3 protein-coding genes and 2 pseudogenes are annotated in these 4,021 nt (G+C 36.4%); 4 read left to right on the top strand and 1 reads right to left on the bottom strand.

The genetic code is table 11. The annotated features are described in order from the left end of the window. The 4 genes and pseudogenes from P618_RS09330 to P618_RS07335 all read left to right on the top strand — a co-directional run. Positions 1-163 (top strand): annotated as a pseudogene (locus tag P618_RS09330) (IS701 family transposase); the annotation flags it as partial. A 352-nt stretch (positions 164-515) separates the two neighbouring features. Continuing rightward, positions 516-2,051, top strand: a complete 1,536-nt coding sequence (locus P618_RS03590) for an Npt1/Npt2 family nucleotide transporter (RefSeq protein WP_162147075.1) — start codon at positions 516-518, stop codon at positions 2,049-2,051. Between the two features lie 81 nt (positions 2,052-2,132). Next, a complete protein-coding gene (locus tag P618_RS03585; protein ID WP_024161164.1) occupies positions 2,133-2,810 on the top strand; it encodes an exonuclease domain-containing protein in 678 nt (225 codons plus the stop codon). 210 nt (positions 2,811-3,020) lie between these two features. Next, a pseudogene (locus P618_RS07335) lies at positions 3,021-3,763 on the top strand (IS5 family transposase). Positions 3,764-3,772: 9 nt separating this feature from the next. Here P618_RS07335 and P618_RS08445 read toward each other — a convergent pair. Next, positions 3,773-4,021, bottom strand: a 249-nt coding sequence (locus P618_RS08445) for a hypothetical protein (RefSeq protein WP_040458411.1), incomplete at its 5' end; no start/stop codon positions are given.

The following is a 4,021-nucleotide window of genomic DNA, read 5'->3' as shown; positions in this document are numbered from 1 at the left end:
ATCTAATCATCTATTTGCATCACTCATTGCATACTGCAAATTAGAATTATTGAAAGTGAAAACCTCATTGAATCATTTTGCAATAAAACAAAAATTATTGTTAAAAGCCAATGTTTTAATGTTTAATGAACTTCAAATTTTGAAAGGTGCTAAGATGAGTTAAATATCCTAATCACATCTATCTTTATAGATCCAACAAATAAAAAATCACTCTCAATCGCTTTATGATGATCCTGCGATACCAACTGATCAAAACCAATTCTACTGCTTTGATGCTCTGACTCCAAGCATCATTTTTTCAAGATCATGCCCCTAACAACGCGGTCTTGAAACAGTACCGAGCATTAATTTTTTCAATCATAGGTCTGAGATTGATGATTGGTTAACATCTTATCGTTTGTTTCTGAAAATTCAGCACAATGCTATAGAATTTTCGATGTTGTAATGCTATGATCGAATAGAAAATGATGTAGAGCATCAGTGCTTTACAAAAAAATTGAGGCATTATGTCAAACTTGTCAACATCACGAATGAGCAAATGGAGAGAGCGGTTGTGGCCGGTCTACCCAGAAGAAATGAGTATTTTCCTCCCCATGGTTGTTATTATGTTTTCTATTTTATTTAATTATACTGTGGCTCGTAACGTTAAAGATTCTTTGCTTGTGAATTCTCCTGGTTCCAGTGGAAAAGTTTTGCCATGGGTGAAGCTTGGGTTAGTTACTCCGTGTTCAATTTTTGCGGTTATTGGGTACGCAAAGCTGAGTAATCTTTTAAGTAAACAAAGGCTTTATTTTGCTACATTACTTCCGTTTGCGGTGTATTTTTTGTTGTTTGGGTTTATCCTATATCCGATGCGAGAATATTTTAACCTCTCAGTTGATTGGATCAAAGAATGTCAGTCAATTTACCCCTTGTTAAAAGATTTTTTTCCTGCTGTAGCGTATTGGAACTATTCGTTGTTTTATATGATGGCAGAGCTTTGGGGAAATATGGGGATCGCATTACTTTTTTGGCAGTTTGCAAATCAAATTACTCCAACAACTCAAGCAAAACGTTTTTATCCTGTTTACGGGTTCTGGTCTAATTTGGGATTGGTTGCTGCAGGTTCCTTAACAGCGTTCAGTGAGAATTTCTTAAAGCCCGAACGTCTTGCTTCCGGAGAAAAAGATTTTGGTCCGCAGCTTCGTTTATATTGTTCGTGCATGGTCGTTGCTTGTATCGCTATAGTTGTTTCTTACTGGTGGCTAAACGCAAAGGTATTAACGGATGCACAAAAAGGGACAGATGCAAAGGGAAGAAAATCTAAACCGAAACTAACGTTGAAAGAAAGTGCGGTATATTTATTGAAATCTCGTTATCTTATGTATATTGCGATTTTGATGTTAGCATACGGAATTACTATTAATATTGTGGAAGTAACGTGGAAAGACAGTGTAGGACATTATTTTTCAGATCCTGTGACTGGACTAAGAGATATGAATGCCTATAACGCATTTATGGGAAAAATGTTTATTGGAACTGGAATTACCACAATGGTTTTTATTTTGTTTAGTAAAAATTTTGTACAATCGTTAGGATGGCGTTTTTCAGCGAATATTACTCCATTTGTCACTATGATTACTGGAGTTGGGTTTTTTCTTTTTGTGGTATTCAAAGATTATCTTGGTGGATTGTGTGAACTTTTTGGTACATCAACACTTTCTGTCGCGGTAGGATTAGGTCTGGTACAAAATGTTTTAACTAAAGGAGTGAAATATGCACTTTTTGATCCGACAAAAGAAATGGCTTATATTCCGTTAGATGAAGAAGAAAAAGTAAAAGGAAAAGCAGCTATAGATGTGATTGGTGGTCGCGCTGGTAAATCTGGAGGCAGTGTGCTTCAACTTATTTGCAACGCTGCAACTGGAGGATTGGGTATTCCTCAGCTTTCCGTTCCTTTGCTTGGTGGGCTTTTAGTATCCATTACATGTTGGTGGATTTGGGCAGTGAACAAACTAGCTATTGCTTATGCAAAGAAAGTTTTAGAAACTGAGCAAGTTAAAGAAATTTAAAAAACAATAGGTTCGGACATCGAAAAAAGAATAGTTAAATTTTTTTGACTGTTCTTTTTGTGTGATTTTGAAGTGAGTGATATGTCAGAAATAGTAAGAATTTTTTTAGATACGGAAACGACAGGATTATCGACTGTAAAAGGAGATAGCTATGGTTCTCACCGTATTGTAGAAATTGGGTGTGTAAAAACGATAGATGGAATTATTGTAGATAAATTTCACGCATATCTGAACCCAGAAAGAGAGGTTTCTCAAGGATCAAAAGAAGTACACGGATTAAGTTGGAGTTTTTTACGCCAATATCCTACATTTTGCAAAATATATAAGAATTTTTTAAATTTTATTGGTCAGCAAGTATTAGTGATCCATAATGCGCGTTTTGATACTGCATTTTTGAATTGGGAGCTTGCTAAAGTTTCGCAAGAAGCTTTGTCTAACCCCGTTGAGGATACGTTAGTTTTAGCGAGAAAAAAATTTCCAGGATCTCCAGCAAGTTTAGATGCTTTATGCCGTCGTTTTCGAATTAGTTTGGCCGAAAGAACCTATCACGGCGCACTTTTGGACGCCGAGTTATTATGCGTTGTATATCAGGAGTTATGTAAAGAACAAAACGTTTTTGATTTTAGGGATTTATTAGAAACTCCAGATGTATCTTTAGATCGATATATTTCATCGAAAATTCGTCAAGAACGTCAATTCCTAGTGAGTCAACAAGAAGCGTCTATGCATGAAGACGTCATGAAACGATTTAAAAATTAAAATATCAGCCTTTAATTGCTATGAAAACACCATTTTATAGGATGTTTTTCAGAAAAAATTAAGAATTTAGGCTGATAATACATTTTTACGTTTCTGTTCTTTTTTTGAATTTTTATTTTGATTTCCATCAGGTGTTCCTAGATAGTGTAGTCACGAGATAGGAAGTATGATATAAGTGATGCAGTTATTTCATGAATGCATAGGTATTATATGTCAGAAGCCCATCGTCACCACGATATTTCACACCGCGTATGAAGTTGTGTTAGAGCCTCATTTACCAGGACGAGAAGGGGTTTGGGGCGGGAGAGCTAAAAGATAATCGCCAATGTATTAATGCCATTTTTTGGATCTTAAGGACAGGAGCGCCATGGCCAGATTATGGAAGCTGGAGCAATACGCACCGTCGTTTTATCAGATGGAGAGACAAAGGTATCTTGCTCGAAGAATGAGTTGATATTCCGGATTATGAATGGCTGATGATTGATGCAAGTCACATCAAAGTGCATCCTCATGCAGCTGGTGCGAAAGGTGGAAATCAAGAGATGAGCCGCTCAAAAGGGGATTAATACAAAGGTACATCTGGCCGTGGATGCGCATGGTATGCCGCAGTCAGAATCATTATTACAGACGGTACCACGGCTGATTGCACGCAAGCTTGGCAATTGATAAGCGGCATCGCAGCCGAGTATTTACTCGCAGACAAATATGATAGCGATGCGAGTGTTGCTCAGGCCCAAAGCCAAGGCATGACCGTAGTCATACCTCCAAGAAAAAACCGAAAAGTTCACAAAGGCTATGATAAAGATTTATACAAGTTGCGGCATCTTGTTAAAAATGCATTTCTCTATCTCAAGAGCTGGCGCGGTATTGCAAGCCGTTATGCGAAAAATGTCAGATCATTCTTGGCAGCAGTACAAATTCGATGTATCGCTTTATGGGCTAATATCTCGTGACTACACTATCTAAAAATATAAAAAAACAAAAGGAATTACAGGAATAATTTTATTGTAGCTCTCTCTTAAAGGACACCACTTTTGTGGTGTTTTTTTTATTGCTATGCTTGATGATAGCGATACACATTGTTTTGTAAAAAAATAAATAAATTTTTTCATTGATTTTTTACAAAAAAAAATTATATATCTGATGTTACGCAGCAATAGTTGATTTCTGCTTGAAATAATCATATTTTTCGTCCGTAAGTTTTTAAGGAC

It is taken from the genome of Holospora obtusa F1 (assembly GCF_000469665.2).
In the GTDB taxonomy this organism is placed as follows: Bacteria; Pseudomonadota; Alphaproteobacteria; order Holosporales; family Holosporaceae; genus Holospora; species Holospora obtusa.
This window is presented reverse-complemented; position numbering and strand designations above follow the sequence as displayed.

Coding starts and splice junctions, on each gene's coding strand:
- P618_RS03585 (WP_024161164.1), top strand. CDS start 2,133: ATGTCAGAAATAGTAAGAATTTTTTTAGATACGGAAACGACAGGATTA.